This is a genomic window from Flavilitoribacter nigricans DSM 23189 = NBRC 102662, assembly GCF_002646595.1.
In the GTDB taxonomy this organism is placed as follows: Bacteria; Bacteroidota; Bacteroidia; order Chitinophagales; family Saprospiraceae; genus Flavilitoribacter; species Flavilitoribacter nigricans.
On record NZ_PDUD01000007.1, the window covers coordinates 1 to 24,306 of the forward strand.

General features: G+C 51.7%; 21 protein-coding genes and 1 pseudogene. 12 read left to right on the forward strand and 10 right to left on the reverse strand.

The genetic code is table 11. From position 1 onward, the window contains the following. Both CRP01_RS04850 and CRP01_RS04855 read right to left on the reverse strand, forming a co-directional pair. Nucleotides 1–1,661, reverse strand: a pseudogene (locus CRP01_RS04850) (hypothetical protein); the annotation flags it as partial. 640 nt (nucleotides 1,662–2,301) lie between these two features. Continuing rightward, nucleotides 2,302–3,594, reverse strand: a complete 1,293-nt coding sequence (locus CRP01_RS04855) for an aspartate kinase (protein ID WP_099148884.1) — start codon at nucleotides 3,592–3,594, stop codon at nucleotides 2,302–2,304. Between the two features lie 270 nt (nucleotides 3,595–3,864). Between CRP01_RS04855 and CRP01_RS04860 the strand changes: the two genes are divergently transcribed. The 3 genes from CRP01_RS04860 (at nucleotide 3,865) to CRP01_RS04870 (ending at nucleotide 7,355) form a co-directional block, all read left to right on the forward strand. Continuing rightward, nucleotides 3,865–4,143, forward strand: a complete 279-nt coding sequence (locus CRP01_RS04860) for an OadG family protein (protein WP_099148885.1) — start codon at nucleotides 3,865–3,867, stop codon at nucleotides 4,141–4,143. A gap of 96 nt (nucleotides 4,144–4,239) precedes the next feature. After that, on the forward strand, nucleotides 4,240–6,126 hold the full coding sequence (locus CRP01_RS04865; protein WP_099148886.1) for a biotin/lipoyl-containing protein: 1,887 nt from the start codon (nucleotides 4,240–4,242) through the stop codon (nucleotides 6,124–6,126). Nucleotides 6,127–6,137: 11 nt separating this feature from the next. Further along, a complete protein-coding gene (locus CRP01_RS04870) occupies nucleotides 6,138–7,355 on the forward strand; it encodes a sodium ion-translocating decarboxylase subunit beta (RefSeq protein ID WP_099148887.1) in 1,218 nt (405 codons plus the stop codon). Nucleotides 7,356–7,830: 475 nt separating this feature from the next. On the opposite strand, the gene CRP01_RS04875 is transcribed toward CRP01_RS04870, so the two are convergent. Continuing rightward, complete coding sequence (locus CRP01_RS04875; RefSeq protein WP_099148888.1) at nucleotides 7,831–8,229, reverse strand: TonB-dependent receptor plug domain-containing protein; 399 nt, start codon at nucleotides 8,227–8,229, stop codon at nucleotides 7,831–7,833. Between the two features lie 218 nt (nucleotides 8,230–8,447). Here CRP01_RS04875 and CRP01_RS04880 point away from each other — a divergent pair, with 218 nt between their 5' ends. From CRP01_RS04880 to CRP01_RS04905, 6 genes are all read left to right on the forward strand, one after another. Next, entirely contained in the window at nucleotides 8,448–8,993 is a 546-nt protein-coding gene (locus tag CRP01_RS04880; RefSeq protein ID WP_099148889.1) for an RNA polymerase sigma factor, read from the forward strand. A 15-nt stretch (nucleotides 8,994–9,008) separates the two neighbouring features. Further along, the gene (locus tag CRP01_RS04885; RefSeq protein ID WP_099148890.1) at nucleotides 9,009–9,362 is read left to right on the forward strand and encodes a hypothetical protein; all 354 of its coding nucleotides are present in this window, start codon (nucleotides 9,009–9,011) and stop codon (nucleotides 9,360–9,362) included. A gap of 131 nt (nucleotides 9,363–9,493) precedes the next feature. Beyond that, a complete protein-coding gene (locus CRP01_RS04890; RefSeq protein ID WP_099148891.1) occupies nucleotides 9,494–9,754 on the forward strand; it encodes a hypothetical protein in 261 nt (86 codons plus the stop codon). A 92-nt stretch (nucleotides 9,755–9,846) separates the two neighbouring features. Then, nucleotides 9,847–10,263 (forward strand): Hsp20/alpha crystallin family protein, encoded by a 417-nt coding sequence (locus tag CRP01_RS04895; protein ID WP_099148892.1) that lies wholly within the window; start codon nucleotides 9,847–9,849, stop codon nucleotides 10,261–10,263. A gap of 271 nt (nucleotides 10,264–10,534) precedes the next feature. Next, nucleotides 10,535–13,390, forward strand: coding sequence for a sialidase family protein (locus CRP01_RS04900; RefSeq protein ID WP_099148893.1), 2,856 nt, complete (start codon nucleotides 10,535–10,537; stop codon nucleotides 13,388–13,390). Between the two features lie 109 nt (nucleotides 13,391–13,499). Further along, entirely contained in the window at nucleotides 13,500–14,372 is an 873-nt protein-coding gene (locus CRP01_RS04905) for a diacylglycerol/lipid kinase family protein (RefSeq protein WP_099148894.1), read from the forward strand. Here CRP01_RS04905 and CRP01_RS04910 read toward each other — a convergent pair. Beyond that, the gene (locus tag CRP01_RS04910) at nucleotides 14,365–14,772 is read right to left on the reverse strand and encodes a RidA family protein (RefSeq protein ID WP_099148895.1); all 408 of its coding nucleotides are present in this window, start codon (nucleotides 14,770–14,772) and stop codon (nucleotides 14,365–14,367) included. The two genes, CRP01_RS04905 and CRP01_RS04910, sit on opposite strands and share 8 nt — an antisense overlap. 130 nt (nucleotides 14,773–14,902) lie before the next feature. Here CRP01_RS04910 and CRP01_RS04915 point away from each other — a divergent pair, with 130 nt between their 5' ends. After that, nucleotides 14,903–15,946: an AI-2E family transporter gene (locus CRP01_RS04915; RefSeq protein ID WP_170110230.1), complete on the forward strand. Its 1,044-nt coding sequence runs from the start codon at nucleotides 14,903–14,905 to the stop codon at nucleotides 15,944–15,946. A 10-nt stretch (nucleotides 15,947–15,956) separates the two neighbouring features. Here CRP01_RS04915 and CRP01_RS04920 read toward each other — a convergent pair whose 3' ends face one another. Both CRP01_RS04920 and CRP01_RS04925 read right to left on the reverse strand, forming a co-directional pair. Next, a complete protein-coding gene (locus CRP01_RS04920; protein WP_099148897.1) occupies nucleotides 15,957–16,796 on the reverse strand; it encodes a maleylpyruvate isomerase N-terminal domain-containing protein in 840 nt (279 codons plus the stop codon). A gap of 52 nt (nucleotides 16,797–16,848) precedes the next feature. Next, nucleotides 16,849–17,712, reverse strand: coding sequence for a DUF6624 domain-containing protein (locus tag CRP01_RS04925; protein WP_099148898.1), 864 nt, complete (start codon nucleotides 17,710–17,712; stop codon nucleotides 16,849–16,851). 252 nt (nucleotides 17,713–17,964) lie between these two features. On the opposite strand from CRP01_RS04925, the gene CRP01_RS04930 reads away from it, so the two are divergent. Together CRP01_RS04930 and CRP01_RS04935 are read left to right on the forward strand one after the other, a co-directional pair. Continuing rightward, nucleotides 17,965–18,915 (forward strand): RraA family protein, encoded by a 951-nt coding sequence (locus tag CRP01_RS04930; protein ID WP_099148899.1) that lies wholly within the window; start codon nucleotides 17,965–17,967, stop codon nucleotides 18,913–18,915. A 55-nt stretch (nucleotides 18,916–18,970) separates the two neighbouring features. Beyond that, nucleotides 18,971–20,245, forward strand: a complete 1,275-nt coding sequence (locus CRP01_RS04935) for a mandelate racemase/muconate lactonizing enzyme family protein (protein WP_099148900.1) — start codon at nucleotides 18,971–18,973, stop codon at nucleotides 20,243–20,245. Nucleotides 20,246–20,477: 232 nt separating this feature from the next. Here the strand turns inward: CRP01_RS04935 and CRP01_RS04940 are convergent, their stop codons facing one another. The 4 genes from CRP01_RS04940 to CRP01_RS04955 form a co-directional block, all read right to left on the reverse strand. Continuing rightward, nucleotides 20,478–21,080, reverse strand: coding sequence for a pyridoxamine 5'-phosphate oxidase family protein (locus tag CRP01_RS04940; RefSeq protein ID WP_099148901.1), 603 nt, complete (start codon nucleotides 21,078–21,080; stop codon nucleotides 20,478–20,480). 113 nt (nucleotides 21,081–21,193) lie between these two features. Further along, a complete protein-coding gene (locus CRP01_RS04945; RefSeq protein WP_099148902.1) occupies nucleotides 21,194–21,604 on the reverse strand; it encodes an OsmC family protein in 411 nt (136 codons plus the stop codon). Between the two features lie 117 nt (nucleotides 21,605–21,721). Then, nucleotides 21,722–22,279 carry a carboxymuconolactone decarboxylase family protein gene (locus tag CRP01_RS04950; RefSeq protein WP_099148903.1) on the reverse strand — a complete coding sequence of 186 codons (558 nt, stop codon included), beginning with the start codon at nucleotides 22,277–22,279 and terminating at the stop codon, nucleotides 21,722–21,724. Between the two features lie 314 nt (nucleotides 22,280–22,593). After that, entirely contained in the window at nucleotides 22,594–23,781 is a 1,188-nt protein-coding gene (locus CRP01_RS04955; protein ID WP_099148904.1) for an acyltransferase family protein, read from the reverse strand. Nucleotides 23,782–24,306 lie beyond the last annotated feature (525 nt).

Below are 24,306 nucleotides of genomic sequence, written 5' to 3' on the forward strand. Positions count from 1 at the left end.
TAGTAGAATTCCTGGCCAACACCGTCTCCGTCCGGATCACCGAACTGAACGCTCAATTGCAGTTCATCATCGATAACTTCTCCGTCACCGTCGTAGTCAAACATATCGAGGCACTCGTAGTCTTCGATCAGTACGCGGCGGCGTACTTCGATGCGGATCGGTCCGCAATTGTCAGAGCTTCCTTCGTCGATGTCGTCAGCGTATACGCGAGCCAGTCCCTGGCCACCGATAGATACGTTCAGATCGTCGTCGCATACTGCGATCGGCTCAACCAGATCTTCTACCTGGAAGGCACAGAAGATCACTTCTTTGTTACCGCAAGCATCAGTCACAGTGTACTTGATGAAGTGGCAACCCAGAGGAATACCGGATACATAGCGAGATGCACCAGGAGCGATAGTAGCAACAACAGGACCGTCAGTAGAGAAACCAACAATCTCAGTCAGTACTTCCCAGCTAGAGCAGTTGTCTTCCACAGCCGGCATCGGTACGTGGAAAGCAGCAGTACAGTCGTAAGGACCGGTAGAGTACGTACGCAGGTCTTTGTGACCGTCGTTGTCGTAGTCAACGTCTTCGCAAGCTACTTCGGGAGCTTCGTAGTCACCTACTTTGATGGTTTGCTTGCACTCGTATACTTCTTTAGTACACCAGTCAAGGATTTCCCAGGTACGAACGATCTTGTAAGTTCCTTCGCAAACTACGATACGCTCACCATCGGTGTAAGAAGCACCGAGGTTACAGAAAATTCCGTTCAGGTAAGCTTTGTGCTCGTAGTCTTCCCAGTCATCTTCGCCTTTCACGTAGTCAACGTCAAAAGCCTGGTACAACCAAGGATAGCCGGTCTCATCGGGATGAGGGTTACCTTTAGCGTCCAGTTTGATGTCGTCTTCGCAAGACAGCTCAGCATCTTTCGGGCAGTATACATCTTCCAGAGAAGGCTTGGTGATGTAGATGTCCTGGTAGCATACGTCCGGAGACTGCAGTGCTTTACAAGCGTCAACAGCCGTGAACTTACGACGGATAGTAACGTCGTCACAGTCCGGGTCGTAGCCGTAAACTACTTCGTCAGTTACCGTTACCGTGATGTCACCGCAGTTGTCAGTGAAAGTAGCGTAACCAGTAACATGCTTGAACAGCCACTTGGCGTGCTTGGAAGAAATAGAACCTTCGATCAGGTTACCATCCGCGTCCAGCTTATAAGTAGCAGGACCATCCAGCAACAGCTTATCGATGTCATTGCAAACGAATTCTTGGAAACCGTAGTTGTAGGTATTCCAGCCGCGAACATCATCCGGGCAGGTTTCCAAAACGGGAGGTTGCTTGTCTTCAGCAGTGATATAACCCCAGCAGTTGTTGTTGGGATCGTTATCCGCTGTAACGACAAATTTGTAGGTACCACAACCTTGGATTACGTTGTCGGCACCTTCACCGTCCTCAACTACTACAGTTGCAGCACAGTCAAAACCGGGAGCGGCACTAGCCAGGGTAAGAACTGCAGAACAATCGTCCTGTAGGTTTACGTTGAGTTGGCCTTCGCAAACTACCTCGCCACAATCCTGGGCAGAAGCAGTCTGTAAGCCCATCCAACAGACTGATAACAGCATCAGGCCAAATGCTCTCATCAAATTAGACGGAATAGAAGTAAAATTTCTTTTCCTCATAAGATTACAATTTGTTAAAATTAGGTTAAAGAATTAGGTTATGAAAGTTGCCAGAATCGCCAGCAATTTTCCGGACTCGATCAAAGTCCTAAAAACAGTCAAAAAAAACATCAACTGTTGGGTCGTCTTACACTTAAAATCGCTACCCGAAAATTAGGTCAAAAAGATGGATAGCGTTTGCTAAAATATCTGAAAAGAAACTCATCGTTTTTTATCAATCCCTGAAAAAGAGGTTAAGGATGGAAAAAAACTTTAAGCAAAAAAAACATATAATCGTTTAGGATCAAATTAAATCGGCATTTTTTTTCCAAATTAAGTTGGAAAAGTTGGAGATTCAGTCCAAAATCGGCCTTTCTCAAAAAAGTTGTGGCTTTTTTTCAATTTTAAAATAAAAGTTTCCAGTGGAAAAACCGCCATTCGGATTGCCATCGATTAGAAAAATTTTCCTCCTCTCCCTGCTAATTTGGTAATAGATATTTGAATAAAAAACGGATAAACAGGCCACCGGTCAACCATTAAAAGTGTGCGGACACAAGAAGAGGCAAATACGAAGTGAAAGCGGGCTCTATCCTATCCAACACCGTCAACCATCGACCTTCTACCGTCAACCATCAACCGTCGACCATCAACCCCAAAAAACCTACTTCCGCCGCATCACCGGCACCGTCTTCACCACCATCTGAACCGTCTTCCGGATCCGCTCTTCCAGCAACACCATTTTTCCTTCCCGCAATCTATCCAGGATCGGTTTCTGATAATGACGAACGGTGATCAATTCCAGATCGCGATCGATCAGTACCTTGAACTGATCCTGTAGCCTCGCCGCAAAACGATCCACCTTATCGTCGATATCGTTCATACACAATACGAAGCTGATGGCCGTGTTTTGCATCATATTGACCTGCAGGCGAAACTCCGCTACGAGATTAAAGATGTGACTGATGTGGTGTTCGGCGACAAAAGAGAAGTCGCGCGTGGAGATCTGGAGCAGCGCCTGATCCTGTTCAATGGCGACCATTGGCGGATAGGCATCATCCACTTCGTCGGAAATATAGGTTCCCTCCCCGGCCGGTTCCAGAAAAGACTTGACGTAGAGCGGAATGTTTTTATTCTGAATGGGCTTGATCGTTTTCGGGTGGATCACTTTAGCCCCGTAATAAGTCATCTCGATGGCCTCCTTATAAGAAAGGCGATCCAGTTTGGTGACGTTCTCAAAGACGCGGGGGTCGGCAGTCAGTACACCCGGCACATCTTTCCAGATCGTCATGCTTTCCGCATCGAGGCAGAAAGAGAATATAGCAGCGGTGTAATCGGATCCTTCCCGTCCCAGCGTAGTGGTGAAGTTTTCGGAAGTGCTACCGATAAAACCCTGGGTGATCAAAAAGCCGGGGGCTTCCAACATCGGCTTCACGATCCGATCGGCCCGTTCCTGGGTAGCTTCCCATTGCACCCAGCCTTCCCGGAAGATATTGTCCGTTTGAATGATATCGCGGGCATCGAGCCACTGAGTGGCCAGACCGATGCTGTTGAGATAGGCGTGTACGATCCGGGAAGAGACCAGTTCTCCCACCGACACGATCTGATCGTACATATAGTCGTAGTTGTCGTGCGGTTCTTCGTCCAGCACCCATTCCACTTCCACAAAAGTATCGTTAATAAGGTCGTAGACTTCGTGCTCGGTTCCCAGCAGCTCGGCGCAGATCTGGTAATGTTGTTGTTTGACCGCTTCCAGCAGCGCAGTGGCCTCTCCCGTTTGCGCATTGTGGGCTTCCACTACTTTTTCCATACCATCCGTCACCTTTCCCATGGCGGAAACAACGATGAGGATCTGATCTTGTTCGAATGTCTTTAGTATTTCGGCAACGTTACGGATCCGGTCGGCATCTTTTAGAGAAGCGCCACCGAATTTAAACACCTTGAGTGTTTTCTTCATTTACATAGTTTTATTAACGAGGCACAAAGATAGTTTTTCATCGGTTTCCATTTGAAACGATTATCATTACATTTGTGTTCATGGGCGGAAAATGATTGCCGGCAAAGCGGGATCAGGCACCGTCCGGGTTTTAAGACTAATACGGATTGCGCCGGAGATAAGCACGGATCAGAACATCTCCCCGGCCGGTAGCAGCAGTGCCCGCCTACTGCTGTTTAGGTTATTTTTTATCCTTCGCTGTCCCGGCCAATCCCAGGTAAGACTAACATTATGAATGCAGACCTGCAAACAGCTCTAAGCGTTTTCCTGATCGGAATGCTCACCGTTTTCGTAGTGCTCACCCTGGTCATCTACACCGGTAAACTGGTGATCTGGATGGTCAACCGCACCGTCAGCCGGGAAGAAGCCCGGCACCTGGCCGACCACCACCGGCGGGAAGCTCAACTCGGCGAAGCCCAACACCACCATCTCCCCGCAATTATTGCCGCCGTCGACACCATCACACAGGGGAAAGGCCGCATCGAATCCATCGAATGGATAGAACAATAAACCCGACACCCGACACCTGACACCTGACACCTGACACCTGACACCTGACACCTGACACCTGACACCTGACACCTGACACCAAAAATAAAACCAACCATGACCAAAGACATCAAATTATGCCTCGTCTACCGCGACATGTGGCAGTCCTCCGGGAAATACATGCCGCGCGTAGACCAGTTAGTACGCGTTGCTGAACCCATTGTGGAAATGGGATGTTTCGCCCGGGTGGAAACCAACGGCGGCGGTTTCGAACAGATTAACCTCCTGTTCGGAGAGAACCCGAATGTAGCGGTCCGCAAATGGACCCAGCCTTTTAATGATGCCGGAATTCAGACGCAGATGCTCGAACGCGGCCTCAATGCGCTCCGCATGAGCCCCGTACCGGCCGATGTACGCCGGCTGATGTTCAAAGTGAAGAAACTTCAGGGTACGGATATCGCCCGCTCGTTCGACGGTCTGAACAATCCGCAAAATCTCGCCCTTTCCTTTCGTTACGCCAAGGAGGGCGGTATGATCGCCCAGGGTGCTTTATCCATTACCCATTCTCCCGTCCATACGGTCGAATACTATATTCAACTGGCCGATCAGTACATAGCGTTGGGAGCTGAGGAGATCTGTATCAAGGATATGGCCGGTATCGGCCGGCCGGTATCCATCGGCAAAATGATCAAAGGGATCAAGGAACGTCATCCGGAGGTGCTCGTTCAGTACCACGGTCATTCTACGCCCGGCTTCTCGGTGGCCTCTTCACTGGAAGCAGCCCGCAACGGTGCGGATATTATCGATGTGGGGATGGAACCCCTATCCTGGGGTACCGGACACGCCGATCTGCTCACCATCCACGCCATGCTGAAAGACGCCGGATTCAGCTTGCCCGATATCAATACCAAGGCATATATGCAGGCCCGGAGCCTGAGTCAGGAATTTATCGATGATTTCCTGGGCTATTACATCAATCCTCAAAACCGCTTTCTAAATTCGCTGCTGATCGGTCCGGGATTGCCCGGCGGAATGATGGGCAGTCTGATGGCCGATCTCGAAAAAAATCTGAGCAGCCTGAATCGCTGGCTGGAAAAACGCAACCGGCCCCCGATGAAACAGGAAGACCTGCTGCTCAAACTCTTCGAAGAGGTGGAATACGCCTGGCCCCGACTGGGTTATCCGCCCCTGGTAACGCCCTTCAGCCAGTACGTCAAAAATGTTTCACTGATGAATGCCATCCAACTCATCAAAGGAAAAGACCGCTGGAGCATGATCGATGAGAATACCTGGAATATGATCCTCGGCAAATCCGGCCGGCTTCCCGGCGAACTGGGCGATGAGATACTTGCGCTCGCAAAAGCCCAGGACCGGGAGTTCTATACCGGCAACCCGCAGGATCTGTATCCCGATGCGCTGGACAGCTTTGCCGAGAAGATGCAGGAAAAAGGATGGGACCGCGGTCAGGACGACGAAGAATTGCTGGAATACGCCCTTCACCCCTCCCAGTACGAAGCATACAAATCCGGCGAAGCAAAGCAAAGATTCCGGAAAGACCTGGAAGAGCGCAAAGCGGCAAAATCAGCTCCGGAGCAAGCACCACCGGCCAGCGCGGCTACTCCCGCTCCGGCCGCCCCCCGCCAGATGACCATTGATGTGGATGGCGTAAAGTACCGCGTCAAAGTAGCCTACGACGAACAAGGCGCGGAAACGACAGCGGACGACAACAGCACCGCCGCCACTACCCCACCGCCGGCAGAGTCTCCTGCGAACCACCGGGAGATCACCGCGCCCCTGGAAGGAAAATTCTTTCTGACCAAAGATTCCGGTGAAAAGGCCGTCAAGGTAGGAGATCAGGTTCGGGAAGGAGATACGATCGCCTATATCGAATCGATGAAAGTGATCAATGCCGTAACCGCCGACAAAAGCGGGAAGGTGGTGGAAGTCGTCGCCCAACACGGTACCGATATCGAAGAAGATGACGTCATTTTTCGGATCAGCTAAAAGTATAGATTATGAATGAAATACTGCTCAAGCTGTACGAAATGACGGCATTTGGGGAGATCGTACGGCAACCCGGCTCTATCCTCATGCTGATCCTGGGATTCACCTTGCTCTATCTGGGGATCGGAAAAAAATACGAACCACTGCTCTTGGTACCGATCGGTTTTGGGGTGCTGCTGGCCAATTTCCCCGGCGGGAACATGGCGGTAGTACCAACGACCGATCACCCGGAGATCGCCCACATGGCGCTAACGGAGATCGCCGCCGAATTCGGCATCATGAATATGTTGTATTACGCCCTGATCAAAACCGGTCTACTGCCACCGCTCATATTTCTCGGCGTGGGCGCTATGACGGATTTTGGCCCCATGCTACGGAACCTTCGGCTGGCGCTTTTCGGCGCTGCGGCCCAGATCGGGATTTTCACGGTCTTGTTCTCAGCGCTTTTTCTGGGTTTCAACCTCCAGGAAGCCGGGGCACTGGGTATCATTGGCGGGGCGGACGGCCCAACCGCCATCTATACCGCCATTAAACTGGCGCCCCATCTGCTGGGACCGATCGCTATCGCCGCCTATTCCTATATGGCGCTGGTCCCGGTGATCATTCCCCTCGTGGTTCGGTATACCGTCAGTAAAAAAGAACTGAAGATCAATATGCGGGAGCAGGATCGCGAATTCCCGGAAAAAGTGGAGATCAAAAATTTGCGGGCGGTAAAGATCATCTTTCCGATCGTGCTGGCCACCATCGTAGCCTTACTGGTGCCTTCTTCGGTACCGCTAGTCGGATTACTGCTGTTCGGTAATCTGATCAAAGAGATCGGCCAGGAAACCAACCGGCTATTTAAGGCTGCTTCGGAAACCATCATGAATACGGCCACCATATTCCTGGGGCTGACCGTCGGAGCGACTATGACCGCACCGACCTTCCTGAACGGAGACACACTAAAAATTGTTCTGGCCGGTTTTCTCGCCTTCGCCATTTCAATTCTGGGAGGAATTGTTGCCGTGAAGATCTACAACCTGTTTGCCCGCAAGAAGATCAATCCGCTGATCGGGGCCACGGGCCTGAGCGCGGTGCCAATGGCTTCCCGGGTAGCGAACGAGATCGCCCTGAAATACGATCCGCGCAACCACATTCTGCAGTATGCGATGTCGAGTAATATTTCCGGTGTGATCGGTTCGGCGGTGGCAGCGGGGGTGTTGATTTCTTTTTTGGGGGGAGGAGGTTGATGGTCGAGGGTGGACGGTCGACGGTCGACGGTTAGGGGCATTGAGGAAAGCAGGTGGTTGAGGATCTTAATATATTTTGCAGAATGATTGTATCGACCGGTGAACTAATACCCAAAAGAGCAACCCACTATCTCAATAACAAAAAATTAGCAGAGGACTGTCCCCCGACTGGCGGGGGATTTAGGGGGTGGAATATCCAGATCCTATACATTCCCAAAAGATCAGTTCGACGGTTGAGGGTCGACGGTCGAGGGTTGACGGTTAAGGGCCTTGAGGAAAGCAGGTAATTGAGGGTCTTAAAATCCTTTGCAGAGTAATCGTATCAACCAATGAACTAATGCCAAAAAAGAGCACTTTCTATCTCAATGACAAAAAATTCGCAGAGGACTGTCCCCCGACTGGCGGGGGATTTAGGGGGTGGAATATCATTGATCCTTTACCCAATCCCCCCACCATCCCCCAAACCACATCCAACTTAAGAAGTCTTCGTCTTAATAATGATCACACCATTCATACCCCGGCGGCCGTAAAAGGCCGTTTCCGGTCCGCTCACCACTTCTACGGATTCGATATCCAGGGGGTTGATGGCGCTGGCCGCGCTGGCGTAACCATTACCCATCGGCACTCCGTCGAGAATGAATAAAGGTGGGCCGCCGCCGCGAATACTTACTTCACCGTTTTGCACCAGTACGCCCGGCGCACGCATCAGGAAATCAGCGAGGGTCAGAGGATTCTGGATCTCTACCACGCGTTTTCCGTCGTAGGGGTCCTGCTCATTATTATCACTGGCGGTATCGTAGGTAGTACCACAGGCCGACAGCAAGACCATCAGGGCAAGCGTCAGAGTAGACATTATTGCTTTTATATTTTTCATTGTATCTGGTTGTATGGAGTTTTTTAGATCTGACTTACACTTCGTGTAAATCTTTATTTATAAAACAGTTACAACTCCCAAAAGTGGTCCGGTGCTCCTGTTTTAACTGGAATTTCACACTTCTTCCGGGCCTCATTTCAAAAAAATAGTCGAAAAGTTCGATTGCTTTAAAGTAATTTAAATCCTCGTTCGTCTACAGGAATGAATAAATCAGGCAGGTGCAAGAAAACAGACCCAATATCATTCAGACCGTTCGGGAATACAGTCAGCGACTGTTTCGGTTTATCCGTAGCCGGGTAAGCACGGACGAAGATGCAGAAGACATTCTGCAGGATGTTTGGTATCAGTTTAGCAATACCGCCGAAACGGAAGTGATCAATCAGGTAAGCGGGTGGCTGCACAGAGTAGCCCGCAATAAAATTACCGATCGCTACCGCAAGCGCCGGGAGTCTTCGATCGAAGACCTTAATTTTGAGGACGAAGATGGAGATGCCCTGTTCCTGGATTTTTTAATGGCGGATGACGATGATCCCGAACTGGCCTTCATGCGGCAATTGTTTTGGGAGCAGTTGGAAGAAGCCCTTAACGAGCTGCCGGAAAACCAACGCGATATATTCGTAAAGAACGAACTGGAAGGAATTACCTTTCAGCAGATCGCCGAAGAGACCGGTGAGAATATCAAAACCCTGATCTCCCGTAAGGGTTACGCGGTAAAACACCTGCGCAACCGGCTGGCGGTCATTTATCAAGAGTATCTGGACTAGTAAAAATATAGACCTATGTCACGCAAACATCGATTCAAGAAGCGGGGACGTTTTATTTTTTTCCCACTGATCGCACTCACCTTTTTGTTACTCATGGGTGCAGTAGTCATGTTGTTGTGGAACGCCATTTTACCCGACCTGGTTGCGGTAAATCCGATCACCTACTGGCAGGCTGTAGGTCTGCTGTTGCTCTGCCGGATCCTCTTCGGCAATTTTCGTAAGGGTGGTCCGTTCGGTCCGCCTCCGGGAGGAGGAGGTTCCCATTCCAGAAGAAATTACTGGCGGGAAAAATGGAGCAGCATGAGCCCGGAGGAACGGGCCGAAATGAAGGAGAAGTGGAAAAGGTGGCGGGATAAACGCTGCGAATAGCCTGTAGATACTATCCCAATCCTTTGATCTTCAAATAATTTTAAAAAAGTCGAAAAAAATTAAAGTAAAAGATCACCCCGTTCGTCTACCGAAATGAAAGCGCAATTTTGCCAAAACCAAATTCAAAAGATATGTATCCGTTCAGATTTTTAGGAGTAGGATTGTTTGCGGTAGGGCTGATCCTTTTTGCGCCCTTCTTCTTTCGCTTCCTGCTTTTCGCCCTACTGCTGGGGTTAGCCTTCCGGCTGGTCAGCGGCTACCGGAGAGCCAGGTATGGTTACAGCTACGGTTGCCACCGCAGAAATCACCACCATCAGCGCCATCATCATCCGTTCGGCCCGCAGGGCCAGGATCGCTACGACGAAGATGGGATCGTTCCTTCGGATTACTGATCCGCTGCTAATCCTCCGGCACCCAAACATTTTAATCTGCTCCGCGACCTAATGCGGAGCCACTAATTTTCCAATTTAAAATTCAATTTACTATGTGTCATAGACATGCCCACGCGCGTCGGGCCCGGCATCGCCATGCCCACTGGAAACGCCACTTTAACCAACATTTTAACCGGCCACCGGCCAATATTTCGGAGAAAGAAGATCATTTCGAGATCCTGCTTTTCGTACCCGGAATGGACAAAGAAGGACTGAATCTGCAGGTGAAGAACGATGAGTTGTTCATTCTGTACAAAGCTCCGAAAGATTCCTGGGACCAGGATGAGATCGTTACGGATTTCACCGAAGAAGCGTATACCCAGGCAAGTTTTCGGCGGTCTTTCCGCCTGAATAACAAGGCGCTGGTAGAAGAGATCTCCGCCACCTATAATGACGGTGTCCTGAAGGTGATCCTTCCCAAGAATCCGGAAACGAATCGCCCCGTACATACCATTACGGTAGAAGGGTAATTCGCAGCCGCGGTAATTGCCGGTACGTCGGTGCATTGGCATCATGGCTGCATCCGGATCGTACGGCAATTGCCCAGAGAAATAGTATATCCATTATTTACCTGCTATATATTGAACGGCTGCCTTTGGGGGCGGCCGTTTTTTATTGGCCGTAAGGAAGAATGCGAACCGGCAGCAGAATTGCCCGACAAAGACTTTCCCTAATGGTTTTAAGACTGGCGGACTATTCTTACATTTAAGTCGATTTTCCTTTACGACTTAAGCCATAAGAATGAAAAGCATCTTCCATCTGCTCATCCTTTTTTTACTGACCTCTTCTCTGATCGCTCAACCCACTCCCGGACAACTGTCCTCTGCCTTTGAATGGCGAAATATCGGTCCCGCCAATCAGGGCGGCCGCATCGTGGATATTGAGGCCGATCCCAACGATTTCACCAAAGTAGTGATCGCCACCGGCTCGGGCGGCGTCTGGAAGTCGGACAATGCCGGCACCAGCTGGACCCCGATCTTCGACCGTTACGAAACGGCCTCCATCGGCGATATTGCCCTGGGACCAAACGGCACCCAGACCATCTGGGTCGGCACCGGTGAGGCCAATAACCGCAACAGTACGTCCTGGGGTAACGGCGTGTATCGCTCCGATGACGGCGGGCAGAATTTCCGCCATCTCGGTCTGGCCAATACCCAGGCCATAGCCCGGGTAGTTACGCACCCGAAACAGGCGGAAGAAGTATGTGTCTGTGCCACCGGACACCTCTGGGGATACGAGGGAGAGCGGGGCATTTTTCAGACTACCGACGGCGGTAAAAGCTGGAAAAAACTGGCCGGCGGCCTGCCCGACGACGGAAAAACGGGCTGTACGGACCTCGTGCGCGACCCCAAGAATCCGAAGATCCTCTACGCCGCTATGTACCACCGCTATCGCCAGCCCTGGACCTTCTACAGTGGCGGAGAGCAGGGCGGCATTTACAAAAGCACCGATAACGGCAAAAGCTGGAAAAAGCTAAGCACGGGACTGCCCGCAGGCCCTACCGGCCGGATCGGATTAGCCATATACCCCCAGAACCCCAAGATATTGATGGCCCTGGTGGAAGCCGAGCGGTCAACGGATCTGAACCAGCCGGGCAGCGGACTTTACCGTACGGAAAACGGTGGCCAGAGCTGGCAATACGTCAACACCTACAACAACCGGCCTTTTTACTACAGCCAGGTGCGGATCAATCCCCGGAATGATCAGCGGGTATATTTGCTGACCACCAGCTTCATGGTTTCCGATGACGGCGGTAAAACGCTCCGAAATGGCAGCGAAGACCAGGAGGTACACGGAGATTTTCACGCCCTCTGGCCCGATCCCAACTATCCGGATCGCTATTACCTCGGCGCCGACAAGGGACTGTCCATTACCCACGATCACGGAACGCATTTCACCCTCATCGATAATCTGCCCATCGGGCAATTTTACCGGATCGGTTACGACATGCGGGATCCTTACTACGTTTACGGTGGTCTGCAGGATAACGGCACCTACGCAACGGCCAGTTTCTCACGGGATGCCCGCGGGATCCTCAGCGATTCCAACTGGAAGCTCCACTGGGGTGACGGCCAGTTCATCTGGGTGGATCCCGACGATTGGAGAAAGGTCTATTCCTCCACGGAAAACGGTAGTTTTCTGCAGTACGATCCGCTCACCCACCGCATCGACGGGATCAGTCCCACGCCCCTGAATACCCTCAATCCACCGGGAGTGGATCCTGCCGACGAAAGCGCGATCCGCTTCAACTGGTCGGCGCCGCTGGTGCTCTCTCCCCACGATGCCAATGTTCTGTACGGCGGGGGGAATTACCTCTACCGCTCGGGAGACCGTGGACAAAGCTGGAAAGTGATCAGTCCGGATCTGAGCACCAATCATCCGGAAAAAAGACTTCAGGGAAAAAGCGGTGGGGTCACCCCGGACAATACGGGGGCAGAGACGCACTGTAGCATCAGTACGATCTCCATTTCTCTGGTGAAAGCGCCGGTTGTATGGGTAGGAACGGATGACGGTCAGGTGCATGTAACCCAAAATGACGGTGAAAGCTGGACCAACGTTCGTACCAATATCCCCGACGTACCCGCGGAGATCTGGGTGAGCCGCATCGAGGCCTCGCACACCGACCCGGCGGTGGCCTACGTGACTTTCGACGGTCACCGGAGCGATCACTTTCATCCCTGGGTTTTCCGTACGGCGGATTACGGAGCCAGCTGGCAGAATATCAGCAATAACCTTCCCGAAACGGAGGTCGTTCGGGTGATCCGGGAAGATCTGGAGAATCCCGATCTTTTATTCATTGGTACCGAAACGGGTATCTGGTTCAGTATTGACCGGGGAGGGCACTGGGAGCGATTTATGCCCGGCCTGCCTACCGTTTCCATTTATGACCTCAAGATCCACGCCCGGGATCACGACCTGATCGCCGGCACCCACGGCCGGAGCATCTGGATCATGGACGATATCAGCGCGCTGCAGCAAATGCGGCCGGAAGTAATGGAAGCGGACGCTCACCTGTTCGACCAGAAACCGGCAACCCTCTGGGAAAATGTCAGTCGCGGCGGGCAACGGGGGCATTTCTGGTTCGCCGGAGATAACCCGCCCTCCATTGAACTGACCTCCAGCAAGGCAAGAGCCCGTTTTCGCAATACCGCCCTGATCACTTATTATCTGGGGACCGAAGCGTCGCAGGACGTTCAGCTCGAGATCAGCGATCTGTACGGTAAGCACCACCACAAGGTTAAACTGGAGAGCATTCCGGGTATCCACCGCTACCAATGGGACCTGAGTTTTGAGCCCCAGCCTTATTCCAGTGCACAACAGGAACGCATCAGTGAGCTGTTCCGGAAACTGGAAGAACAGTACCCGGGCAACACCTACGTCCGACGCGCCCAAACGCGCTATCAGAACGCAGACAATGCCGAAGAAGCCCGGGAAGCGGTGAATTACCTCTACAGCAGTTATCTGGAATATCCGCTGGATGAGGACCTCCGACTTCCGGAAGCTGGCCCCGGTATCTACCAGCTGAAATTGACGGTCGGTGATCAGACCTATCTGGGTAGCCTGGAGATCCGGGAAGACCCCCTTTTGAAAGAATAGCGAACTTCTGCCCCCGAACCCACGGTTTTGGAATGGGATAATCAGGAATGGCGGTAGATAAAACAAAAATCAGCTTATCTACCGCCGCTAATCCACCCGCTTTTAACATATGATCTACTTTATCAACCCCAAGTCGGGAAGCGGATTGGGATTGAAATTGCTGGCCGGCCGGATAGCCGGAACTACCGTAAGCATCGATCCACCGCGAATTTTAGAACAACTCCGAAAGCATGTCTCTCCCGGCGACCGTTTGGTCGTAGCCGGTGGGGACGGCACCTTTTCCCTGGTCATCGGGGGACTTTTCCGCCTGGGTCTGGCTCAGGAGGTGAGTCTGTATATGTTTCCGATCGGCACCGGCAATGATCTCGCCCGCAGCTTGCGGATTAAAAAATTCAAACAATTCCCCAAAACGGCGGCCGATTGGGAAAAGCGCTTTCCCCGCGCTATTTCTATCCCCATCTGGCGTTATGGCGACCAATATTTCGTCAATTATCTGAGCTGGGGTATGGATGCCAAGATGCTGGCCGAAGTAGAAGGATTCCGTACCCTCTTTCCCGGCAATCTCGCTCTGCGCAAGATCGGTTTCACCCTGGCCAGTATCCAGCACATGGACTATTTTGTGCGTTCTTCCTCTACCCTGCTGATCGATGGGAAGCCCCACGATCTCAAGGGCAAGGCCGGCATGATCATCAGCAATATGCCCTACTATCTGGGCGGGAGCCGTATCAATAAGATCAATCCCGAAGAACCGGCCCTCAGTATCACTTTCATCAATCACGTCGCGGACCTCATTCGCCTGGGCCTGGCCCGTAATAACCGAAAAAAGAAACCGGTGCTCCCCTATCTGACTTCGGACCATATCGAACTGAGCGGCCCGGACCTGCCGATGCAGATCGACGGCGAAGTCGGGATCTACCGCGAAACAGCCATCGAACTGGCGGGCCACATCAAGGTGTGGGTCTCCGGCAAAAAGGTCAGGTGATCACGGCCTGGGCTTCAATTTCGATCATGAAATCCGGATTGGCCAGGCCGTTCACGCTCAGCCAGGTACTCGCCGGGGGGGTGCTGGTACCGAATTTTTCCCGCAGTACTTTCCCGATCACCGGTCCGTCCCCCTGCACATAATTCACCTTATAGATCCGTAGCATAACAATGTTTTCCAGCGTACCACCGACTGCATGCAGGGCCCTTTCCAGGTTTTCGATGGATTCCCGGGTCTGCACTTCCAGATCATCTTTGCCAATGATAACTTCCTTTTCATTCCAGGCTACCTGGCCGGAGATAAATACCAGCCGACCGGGAGGGGTGATCACGATCTGAGAAAAACCATATTCGGTAGATTTGAAAAGATCCGGAGGATTAACAACTTGCTTTTGGTGCATAAATGGATTAGTTTTTTTCTAAAATGTAAGAGAGATATCATCCTTTACCATACCGAACATTCCATCCTAAGCCTGGGTTTCAGAGCTACAAAGTTTTCCTAAAATTATATCGAACCGAAACCCTTGGCTATTGAAAACACTTACTAAAACAGCCTTACTTATCTTCTTAATTATCGGCACCGTCATCATTCTCTACTACGGTCGTAATTTTCTGTTACCACTGGCATTCGGTGGATTTTTCGCCATGTTATTCACCCCAATGGAAAATTGGTTGCAAAAAAAAGGCATTCCCAAAACCGGAGCGGTGATGATCTGTCTGCTGACCGTACTGGCCGTGATCGGTATCTTTTTCGGACTGATCGCCTGGCAGGGAAATTCTCTGGCCGAGGACTGGCCCAAGATCAAAGAAGAACTCAACCAATCCGGGGAAGATCTGGAGGATTGGGCTATTGCCAATATCGGGATCGTATCGGCAGAACAGGTGCAACAGATCAAAGAGAACCTGGCCAACCAGAAAAAGCAATACATGAGTTGGATCCAAAGTTATTTGGGTTCCTTTTTGAATACACTTCTGCACGGCCTACTGGCCATCGTATATATGGTCTTTCTAATGCTGGCCAGTGAGCGACTCCACCAGTTTGCCATGAAGATCGCGCCCGGCGGAAAGAAAGATGAGACCCAGTCTGTTTTAAACGAAGCCGAAGATATAGTTTCCAGTTTTTTTGTGGGTCGCCTAATGCTCGTGGGTATCCAGGGCGTGTTGTACGCTATCGGGTTTTCAATCTTTGGGCTGCAATACGCCATACCCGTCGGACTGTTGGCAGGATTGCTCACTTTTATTCCCTACATGGGTAATATTATCGGCGGATTGCTCGCCTTATTCATCGGTCTGGCGACCGGCGGAGGCAGTACGATCATTTTCGGGATCATCGGCACCATGACGGTAGTACAACTACTGGAAAACTACGTCCTGACTCCCTGGATCGTCGGTTCGGAAGTAAGTCTCAATCCATTTTTCACGTTCATCTGCGTCATTGCCTTCAGCCTGGTCTGGGGTGTCGGCGGTACCGTTCTGGCCGTGCCGATCACGGCGATCATCAAAACCATTTTTGATCACATTCCGGACCTCAGGCCTTACGGGTACGTGATGGGATTGAGGGATGCCAAAACATAATAGCTACGTTTCAGGCCATCACGGCCAGCATATTGAATATTGGTTCACCGATGCTCTGGTCTCCGCTAATCTGGGAAGCATCAAGGGCCGTCTGCCGGTCGATACCTTTGGTGAACAGTCGCCAGGCGATGCGCTCCGGGATCCGGACGATACAGGCCGGGTCCGGTAATTTTTCGGAAGTAAGTTGCCAGCTATTCGCTCGCCGAACCAGCCACCAGCTTCCCCCGCCGTCCCCCGTGACGATAAACTGCACCACCTTTCCCTCTTTAACTTCGACCTCCCGGTAATGATGCGGCAATGCCCGCATGGAAATATCCAGATAAGGACGGTAAAAGACTTCTTCGTACAATGCTTCTTCCCGGCCCACCGCCAGCCGAATCTGTTGCTGGTGGTGCCACTGTTCGGTGTATTCCCGGGCGATGTGGAACCAGTTTGGCGAAGTCGATTCACCGGCCCAGGCCACGGAAAAAGTAGCAGGAGCAAAAGGATCCAGACCGGCCAGCAGGTCAATGTACTGCGGCCCACTCCCTTCCAGCAGATGGATCAGCACCGGGGGGCTCAGTCTGCGGGTCGCCGAGATCCATTCGGCGTTTAGTCGATTCAAAAAATCCACCAGATCCCGATAAGAATGGATTGTTCCGGGCGATTCTCCAAAATACCCGTCCCGCAGCATGGAGACGCTGCGCAATTGGCCATCCAACAGATGCGCGGCAATATCTCTGACCCGCCAATGCCCCGCAATGGTCGGTTTTTGCCACCCGGCATCGTCGAGAGAACGGAGTAATTCCAGCAGTTTCAGGTGTAGTAACCGGATCCGATCCAGCACGAAGATGGGTTCGACTTGTTCCATGGATCTTGATTTTGAAAAGTTACAAGTATCCGCGCCGAAAAGTTCCCGTGCCCTACTGGATCTGGGGCACGGTAAAACTGATCCCGTAGGGTTCCAGTTCCTCACTGAGCGGTCCCAGTCCTACTTTCGCCCGACGAGCATCCACCTGCTCGGGAGCCTCCAGTTTGTACAATGCCCAGGGTGTATCGCTATTTTCATCGATCAGATAGGTTCCATAGCGCTGAGGCTGCCCGTCGGCCACCAGTATCCGGTCTTCCAGCTTGGCGACCTCAATGGGGTCGAGATCCCCGCGCTCGGCGGCAGATTTGAGATATTTGAAATATTTCTTGCGGTATTTCTGGCTGGCGGCCTGCTGAAAGATCGTCCAGACGGTCGCCATGTGCACGCTGTCCACTTCTTCCAGGGTAGGCATTCCACAGTGCTCGATAATGCTGATCACCATTTCCAGGTTATCCCGGTTGGCCTGGAGATCACTGGTAATACCGTGGGTGCGCACTTCCCGGTTCCTTTTTTCAACCAGTTCCAGCAGAGCGCGCTGCCGGGTACAGTCTACATCTACGACTCGGATCTCGGAAGAACGTCCGTATTTATGGATATCGTTCATCAGCTGCTTATCCTCCGGGGTCATGGGACGAAGGCGAAATTCCACAATGGTCCCTTCTGCGTCGACATACAGGTCGGGAATGTACTCATCAGCGTCCTGAAGCGCCATCAGGGAATCGGTACTGATCTGGTTGCCGTATTTATCTTTGATGATCAATCCTTCCAGGGACGGTAGTTCCTGGTTGCGGATCAGCAGGATCATTTCTTCGGTAGGAAGCTTATAGAGTTTGCCCGAAACGTCGCTGGTAAGATCACCACAGGCGAGATAAAAAAAGGCAATTAACAGGGCTGGGAGAAGGCGTTTTGTCATCATTTTATTTACGTTAGTTTGCTGGGGAAAACAGTTCTTTAAATTTACAACCACCTGCCTATATTCCAAAGGTAAAACTCGACCAACGGCCAATTTGGTTCCATTACGGGAAATTCTCCGCCGTGCATCCTGCCCCGTTCGTGGAAATCCACCCATCTCCGAAATCGATTGCATAAATTCCAGCTAATTTTTATCTTGAGCTATATTGCCCCAACGATCAGGCAATTAAACATTCACGAAAAACCAACAACTGCCATGAAAAGACACCTGTTTTTCATTGCCCTGCTTCTGTTTACCCACTACCTGCTTACCGGTCAGCAAATTACCAAAGCCGATCTCATTTTCCTCACTCCCGAATGGGAAGGGGAACGGTATCCGGACGGACGACCCAAAGTGCCGGACGATGTATTGGAGCGCATGAAACTCGTCACGCTGGAAGAAGCCTGGGCGGTGCTGCGCGGTGATAATTTCACCAACCAGTACGAAGAAGGCTGGATGACCATCAACCCGGACAGCGTGCTGGTCGGGCGGGCGCTCACCGCCACCTTCATGCCCGGACGACCGGATGTGCACCGCGTGATCGACAAAAAAGGACACGAAGAGGACGGCCGGATCAAATCCCAGAATTCCTGGCCGATCGACCTGCTCATTCCCGGGGATGTATACGTCGCCGACCAGTTCGGTGCCCACGTAGACGGGCCGACCATCGGCGATAACCTCGGCAATTCCATCTACGCAAAATCCGGCAACGGTATCGTCTACAACGGAGCGATCCGGGATATCGACGGCTTGAAAGAGATCGGCGGTTTCACCTCTTTTTTCCGCTCCTACCATCCGTCTCACCACCTGAATAGCCCGGATGTAAGGGGGCGTCTCAATACCACGCTGGTCGGCATCAATACCCCCACCCGGATCGGCAACGTCATGGTCATGCCGGGTGACGTGGTGCTGGGCCGGGATGGCGGCGTGATCTTTATCCCGCCGCATCTGGCCGAAAAAGTGGTCACGACCTCTGAGATCGTTCGGCTACGGGATATGTTCGGCCACCAGCGATTACGCGAGCAGAAATACACCGCCGGACAGATCGACACCCGCTGGTCGGACGAGATCGAAAAGGATTTCTCCCAGTGGCTGAATGATCATATCGACGAGTTGCCGGTACCCAAGGAGCAAGTCCAGGCCTATCTGGAGAAGCGCACCTGGTGATCTTCCGAAGATCTATCCTAGAACCAGTTCCATATCAAAAGACAACTAAAGCAAGATGAGCACCAACAATCGAAGAAGTTTTTTCAAAAAAGGGGCGATCGCAACGGCTATGGCGGCCGCTGCCCCCTTTGGATATAGTTTGCAGGCCGCCGTGGAGAAAACCTCGCTCCGCTCCTCCCCTTCCGACCTGAAGATCACCGAAGTCAAATGCGGTTTTATCCGGGGCGGCAGCGGACTTTTCGTAAAGATCTATACCAACCAGGAGGTCTGGGGCTGCGGCGAAGGCGTGGATGCCACACCGGGCACTTACCATCTGGTCAAACGGTTCGAACGCATGTTGCGGGATAAAAATCCCCTGAACGTCCACCGCCTGTTCGAAGACATCCGGCGGGCCGGTGTGTTCGGCGGTGCCCAGGCCGGCATGTATATCGCCGTACTGTCCGCCGTGGAATCCGCTCTTTGGGACCTGACCGGAAAAGCGCTGGATCTGCCGGTCTATCAGTTGCTGGGTGGTAAATTCCGGGATAAGATCCGGGTGTACTGCGATACCGCCCTCTACCAGAGCCGGCTGCCGACCCCGGAAGATTTTGCCGAAAATGCCCGGCAGGCCAAGGAAATGGGCTTTACCGCCATCAAATTTGATCTGGATCAGGCCAACGATCCCAATAAATACGACCGCTACAACTGGACGGCCAGCCCGATGGAACTGGAACGGATGTACAATCAGATTGCTGCCGCCCGGGAAGCCGTCGGTCCCAACGTCGACATCTGCGCCGATATGCACGGACGCTACGATACGACCACCGGCGAACGGGTTGCCCAATTATTGGAACCGCTGAACCTCATGTGGCTGGAAGAACCCATCCCCGCGGAGAACATCGACGCCTACAAAAAGATCACCGATTCGACCAGCACGCCGATCTGTGCGGGTGAGAATATTTATCTGGCCCACGGATTCCGCAAAATGCTGGAAATGGGCGCCGTGGACATCATCATGCCCGATCTGCAAAAAGTGGGCGGCTTGGGCGAAGGACAACGGATCGCCAACCTGTCCAACCTCTATTACGTGCCCTTTGCCCCCCACATGGTTGCTTCTTACCTGGGTGCAATGGCCGCCTGCCACGTGTGTGCTTCCGTCCCGAACTTTATGATCCTGGAATGGCAGATCTATTTCCATAACAACCCCATGTTCGATGAGATCGTCACATACGACGGACCGAAGATTGAAGACGGCTTCATTACGCTGTCGGAAAAACCGGGTATCGGGGTGGAGATCAACGAGGAGGGCATGCGGAAATATGCGACGCAGGGGATGCCATTTTTTGAATAAGATTAAATGTGTGAACGTGGAAATTTGTGAATGTGGAAACGTTCGAAGGTTCGAAAGTGCTAAGGTGGAAACGAGATGGGGTTAGGTTCTGAAGCTCTGGAACTTCTCAGAATAGTGCCCCCCTTTGTCTTTAAACCTTAACACATTTCCACGTTTCCACCTTAGCACGTTAGCACGTTTCAACAGCTCCCGGTGTACCGTCTGTTGATGCGTGCAGTTACAAGCCGGGCACCTACTTAGCCTTCATACGCTTAATCTCTGCTTCCAGTTGTTCGATATAGGTTCGTTGGCTGGCCATCGCTGTTTCAACCTCCTCCGCGGTAAAGCGGGGAGTGATGTGCTGGGGGCAATTCCAGTCGTAGGCCTGAATATCCAGCAGAATGATGCGTTCGGGCAGGTGTGGGTAGTCTGCCGGGTCGAGTTGCTGAAACAGTTCCGGGGCCGTCTCCGGGGCCACGATCCGGGCTTTAGCGTACAATTTCAATCTAGCTCGTTCCGGATAAGACACCAGTATGAGGGATACATTCGGGTGCGTACTGATATTACCCACCGAAATATATTGTTTGTTGCCGGTGAAGTCAACGAAACCCAACGTCCGTTCATCGATCACCTGCAGGAAGCCTTTGGGTCCACCCCGGTGCTGGATGTAAGGGAAGTCATTCTCCCCGTAGGACGCCAGGTAAAAGCTATCCCGCTCACTAATGAACCGGATCTCATTTTCCGTCAGGCCATCCCGAACCAGGTGTTTTTCGCGCCGTTCGTATGCGAGTCGGCTGCCGTGTTGTTCCTGTAGCGCCTTAATTTCTTTGGTAAAAGCCAGTTGAGGGTAGTTCATGATCGGAGATTTAATGGCCTACCGCAGTCCGGATCAGGTATAACTGCCCTGCAGAATCCCGGGGATCCTGCAGATCAGTTTTTCTCCACATCGGTATCTTTTAACAGGTACCGCTACAGATATTCGATCCGGAAATTGATCGGGCTGTTCTTTGCCAGCATGGCCGAAATACCGCAGTAAGTATCTTTCGACATTTTTACGGCCTTTTCCACTTTTTTCTGATGCTTTTCCGCTACTTTGATCCGATAGATAAGTTCAACTTTCGTGAATACCTTCGGATGATCGATGGTCAGATCCGCCTTGGTCTGGATACTGAAATCCGAAAATTCCACACGCATTTTGGTCAGCAGGCCCGCTACATCCATGCCGGTACAGGCCGCCAGGGTGCCCAGTAGTAACTTCTTGGGAGAAGGGCCCGTGTCGTCGCCATCCGGCGCTACGGTATCGATGCGGGTCGTGTGTTTATCGATCTTCACGTCAAAGGCCATATTACCGGCGTGAAAGGTGGTCAGGTCGTAAGCCATGTATTAAAAATGTTTGTTGATGATGCAAATTTTGCCGCAAAGCTAAATAAACTTTACTGCTAAATCAGCCGGGCAGCCGGTAATCCGTACGGATCGCCCACTGCCCGGACAGTCAATTTAGGCGGCGACGGCTTCCAGTGCTTTCGCACGCGGGAAGTCGATCGGCACCTGAGTAGTACCATGCACGTAATTGGTAAAAGTGACTGCCGTCACGGTGGCGATCAGATCAATGAGCGCTTTTTCGTCAAAACCCTGGGCAAAGAACTGGTCTTTCAGTTCCTGATCGGCTTTGCCGTGGTTGCGGGCGATATTCCCGGCGAGGCGGGTAAGGGCCTGCAGGCGGGCATCGGCGATGGTACCGGCTCTCAGTTCGAGCGTTTCATTTTCGGTAAAACCGGCCATTTTGCCCAGTGCCGTATGGGCCGCCAGGCAGTACTGGCAGGCATTGGCTTCCGATACGGCCAGTTTGATGGCTTCGATCTCTTTACCGGTGAAACTGCCTTTACCCGCTTTGCCACTGAAGCCCAGAAAGTTTTCCAGGGTATCGGAAGAATAGCCGATGGTTGCGTATAGATTAGGGACAACGCCCAGTTGTTTTTTCAACTGGTCAAAAATGGTTTGTGCTTTTGCATCTACCTGTTCGGGAGTAGGAACCTGAATTTTGTGGTCAGACATGATCTTGTTTTTTTATCCAAAGTTTGTCTTTGGGTGATTAAAAAGTTTTGATTGAATTGATGGTACAAAGATGCAGGCCTGCCCTTCCGAAATGAATGGACAAAAGTTCCCGGCACTTGGACAGAGGTTCCTTTCTTGCCGAAAATGAAGGATTAACTAAAAATGTAGGCTGTAAAAACCGGGAAAAGACCATCCAGGATATTTACCCAGCGATTGGAAATATTGCAGTCTTGCGCTATTGGCCATTAGGTAAGTATGGTCAAAAGTCGGACGTGGTGCCTATGTAGGTGGAACCGACATCTATCTATGGAAAGTCAGGTCTGTAAGCTGTCGTTTGTTTTTGATGAAGGTTCAGCTTCCCCGGTCCGTTCGCGGCTAATCCACTTTTTTCGCAATCGACTATTGACCGGGTCACTAAAGTAGTTTGCCACCAGGGAGCCAAGCAGGTAGCTCAGGCCGATCCCCACCAGGAACAACAGGTAAATACCCGATCCGGTAACCTCGAAACGCTGATAGACGTAAGTGATCAACACAACCACGAACATGTGGGTCAGGTAGATCTCGTAGCTGTACTGCCCAAGATGGGCCAGCCAGTTTAAACCCGGGAGCCTTTTTTGTTTTCCGTCCGCATGCCGATGGTGCATCCAGAGCAGGACCAACGCGCCGCCCAGTGCCAGTAGCGTGATGTAAAGCCCGTTTTTAGTCAGGCCCAACTGGAAAACAGTCCGTTTGAAAAAGAAAACAAAGATCAACAGCCCCCACCCGATCACCATCAGGGTATTGAGCCATTTTTGCGGGATCGTGATGCGGCGGGCTACCAGGGCGGCCAAACACCCCATAGCGATGGCATCGATATAAGCCAGATGGTTGCGGTCTCCCAGTTCATTATCCGGGTACAGGGCCGTGCGCGCCCAGGGTGAGATCAGAAAGAAGACCGAAACGATCGCGACAAAATGCCATTCCTTACGGGCCAGCAGGCAAACCAGGGGGAAGAACAGATAAAAGGTCTCCTCGATGGACAGGGACCACAGCACATCCCAGTTGCCCGGTAGATAACCGACCTGGATTTCCAGCCAGTTGAAATGAAAGGTCAATGCTGCGAAAACGGCCCGACCCAGGCTTACCTTTTCGGGGTTAATTCGGAAATTAGGTACCTGCAGCAGATGCAGCACCGCCAATACAAGTAACAGCAGCCCCAGTAGCGGCATGATCCGGGCAAAACGATAAAGGTAAAATTGCCGGGGAGAGACGGACGGCAGACTCCCCCACTTTTTCAGCGCGGAGTGGGTAATGAGGTAGCCGGAAATGACGAAGAACAGCGCCACCCCGTGGAAACCACTCCAAAAGAACAGGCTGAACCATTGGCGGGGTAAAGCGGCTCCCAGTAGCGTTTGCTTGAAATCGAGCCGTAAGTTCAGGTGCAGCAGGATAACGGCCAGTATGGATACCCCACGGAGGATATCTATACCGACATTGCGGTCGGGTCGGGTGTTTCGGTTCATGATACCGTAAAGGTAAAAGATGAACTGACAAAACGAGTATTTAATCTAAGTTGCGATGTAACTTAGGTAGCGGGTAGAGGGATTACCAATCGTTAAAATGGAGCAAAATCGCTCATTTTAACGGTTACAGTTTCTCTACGCTCTACTATTCAAGTATCGAATTCTATATTAAAATCAAGAACGGGAGTGAAAAAGGTCTCCCATGCTTGTCAAAAGTGACAAGTAGACAAATTGAAACAGTCGGGATGATCAGAGCGAAGCTAAATCTATGCTAAGTGTTGATCTACTACCATATATGGTGTACCTCTTTTGACTACGGCAAATATGCGATGGATCAGCTTGTTTTTGACGGCATTGTAAATCCATCCAGGAGCCTTTTTTCGTTCCACTTGTCGGTTGAAATAGACCCTTATTTGTGGATCATGTTGTACGGCTACCACAGCTGCGGTTGATAAGAGCGTCTTTAGCTTTCGATTCGCTAGAAAGCTGACTCGATCCGGCCGTCGGATTGAGGTACCACTACGA

What these genes read in the sequence shown, in the direction of transcription:
- CRP01_RS04855 (WP_099148884.1), bottom strand. Translation starts at nt 3,594, where the DNA reads ATGAAGAAAACACTCAAGGTGTTTAAATTCGGTGGCGCTTCTCTAAAA.
- CRP01_RS04860 (WP_099148885.1), top strand. Translation starts at nt 3,865, where the DNA reads ATGAATGCAGACCTGCAAACAGCTCTAAGCGTTTTCCTGATCGGAATG.
- CRP01_RS04865 (WP_099148886.1), top strand. Translation starts at nt 4,240, where the DNA reads ATGACCAAAGACATCAAATTATGCCTCGTCTACCGCGACATGTGGCAG.
- CRP01_RS04870 (WP_099148887.1), top strand. Translation starts at nt 6,138, where the DNA reads ATGAATGAAATACTGCTCAAGCTGTACGAAATGACGGCATTTGGGGAG.
- CRP01_RS04875 (WP_099148888.1), bottom strand. Translation starts at nt 8,229, where the DNA reads ATGAAAAATATAAAAGCAATAATGTCTACTCTGACGCTTGCCCTGATG.
- CRP01_RS04885 (WP_099148890.1), top strand. Translation starts at nt 9,009, where the DNA reads ATGTCACGCAAACATCGATTCAAGAAGCGGGGACGTTTTATTTTTTTC.
- CRP01_RS04890 (WP_099148891.1), top strand. Translation starts at nt 9,494, where the DNA reads ATGTATCCGTTCAGATTTTTAGGAGTAGGATTGTTTGCGGTAGGGCTG.
- CRP01_RS04895 (WP_099148892.1), top strand. Translation starts at nt 9,847, where the DNA reads ATGTGTCATAGACATGCCCACGCGCGTCGGGCCCGGCATCGCCATGCC.
- CRP01_RS04900 (WP_099148893.1), top strand. Translation starts at nt 10,535, where the DNA reads ATGAAAAGCATCTTCCATCTGCTCATCCTTTTTTTACTGACCTCTTCT.
- CRP01_RS04905 (WP_099148894.1), top strand. Translation starts at nt 13,500, where the DNA reads ATGATCTACTTTATCAACCCCAAGTCGGGAAGCGGATTGGGATTGAAA.
- CRP01_RS04910 (WP_099148895.1), bottom strand. Translation starts at nt 14,772, where the DNA reads ATGCACCAAAAGCAAGTTGTTAATCCTCCGGATCTTTTCAAATCTACC.
- CRP01_RS04920 (WP_099148897.1), bottom strand. Translation starts at nt 16,796, where the DNA reads ATGGAACAAGTCGAACCCATCTTCGTGCTGGATCGGATCCGGTTACTA.
- CRP01_RS04925 (WP_099148898.1), bottom strand. Translation starts at nt 17,712, where the DNA reads ATGATGACAAAACGCCTTCTCCCAGCCCTGTTAATTGCCTTTTTTTAT.
- CRP01_RS04930 (WP_099148899.1), top strand. Translation starts at nt 17,965, where the DNA reads ATGAAAAGACACCTGTTTTTCATTGCCCTGCTTCTGTTTACCCACTAC.
- CRP01_RS04935 (WP_099148900.1), top strand. Translation starts at nt 18,971, where the DNA reads ATGAGCACCAACAATCGAAGAAGTTTTTTCAAAAAAGGGGCGATCGCA.
- CRP01_RS04940 (WP_099148901.1), bottom strand. Translation starts at nt 21,080, where the DNA reads ATGAACTACCCTCAACTGGCTTTTACCAAAGAAATTAAGGCGCTACAG.
- CRP01_RS04945 (WP_099148902.1), bottom strand. Translation starts at nt 21,604, where the DNA reads ATGGCTTACGACCTGACCACCTTTCACGCCGGTAATATGGCCTTTGAC.
- CRP01_RS04950 (WP_099148903.1), bottom strand. Translation starts at nt 22,279, where the DNA reads ATGTCTGACCACAAAATTCAGGTTCCTACTCCCGAACAGGTAGATGCA.
- CRP01_RS04955 (WP_099148904.1), bottom strand. Translation starts at nt 23,781, where the DNA reads ATGAACCGAAACACCCGACCCGACCGCAATGTCGGTATAGATATCCTC.